The sequence below is a fragment of the Acetobacter cerevisiae genome (assembly GCF_001580535.1).
Lineage (GTDB): Bacteria > Pseudomonadota > Alphaproteobacteria > Acetobacterales > Acetobacteraceae > Acetobacter > Acetobacter cerevisiae.
Window position 1 is genome coordinate 1 of record NZ_LHZA01000022.1, and the last position, 925, is coordinate 925.

General features: G+C 57.2%; 2 protein-coding genes. One reads left to right on the forward strand and one right to left on the reverse strand.

All coding sequences use genetic code 11. The features are described from left to right. Window positions 1-223: hypothetical protein (locus AD928_RS15010; protein WP_209436617.1), on the forward strand; the 223-nt coding region annotated here is incomplete at its 5' end. Here AD928_RS15010 and AD928_RS00135 read toward each other — a convergent pair. Next, on the reverse strand, window positions 218-892 hold the full coding sequence (locus AD928_RS00135) for a recombinase family protein (RefSeq protein ID WP_062247317.1): 675 nt from the start codon (window positions 890-892) through the stop codon (window positions 218-220). The genes AD928_RS15010 and AD928_RS00135 overlap by 6 nt on opposite strands. Window positions 893-925: the final 33 nt, after the last annotated feature.

Consider the following 925-nt stretch of genomic DNA (forward strand, 5'->3'; position numbering starts at 1 on the left):
ATCTGGCGGAGAGGGAGGGACTTTTCGCAAAAGAGGAAAAAACCGCAGAAAACTGTCACAAAACAACTACCGACAGACTCACCACCGGATCGGTAGCACCAGCAGCAGTCAAGAAGCATTAGGCTATCCGCAAGCCCTGCACGGCACAAGCAATCCGTTTTATTGCCTTTTCTTCGTTAGCCCCATCCCAATGGAAACCTTCTGCATTATCAGTCAGTTATGATGATCGAGCCAGAACACGAGAAACCCCGGCAGCCGTCCAGACCTTTCCGCCTCTTGCTGTTCTGATCCCCTGCTCTGTCAATCGGGCTGCCACCTGACGCAGCGACAAGCCGCCAGACGCCAATTCCTGCACCAGCGGCCCCACGTCCTCCGCAAAGCCCTGTGCAGCCTTCTGGGCGGCCTGCGTGCCCTTCTGGTGATCCACAGCGGGGCCACCACGATAACCACCAAGCACCACGCCACGAGCCTTGGCAGCCGCAAGGGCAGCCTTGGTCCGGTCGCTAATCATCCTCCGCTCTTTCTCAGCCATGGCAGCCCAGATATGGAGCATGAAAGGGTCTGCATCTTTTCCAAGCTCCGCCACGATAAACGGAACACGTTCCGCCATCAGACCAGCAATGAACGCCACGTCACGGCTCAGGCGATCCAGTTTGGCAACAATGACCGGACAGCCCCTCCGCCGTGCCTTTTCCAACGCAGCACAGAGCTGAGGCCGCTTGCTCAGAGCATCAGCCCCCTTGCCGGTTTCAATCTCTGTGAAGACTTCCACCACCTCCAAGCCTTCCGCTTCAGCAAAGTGTGAGATTGCAGCTTGCTGTGCTTCCATGCCCAGACCACTCCGGCCCTGCTTGGCAGTGCTGACGCGGATATATGCAATGGCTTGGCTCATAGCGTTTCATTCCTGACCACGTTCGTTGTCTGG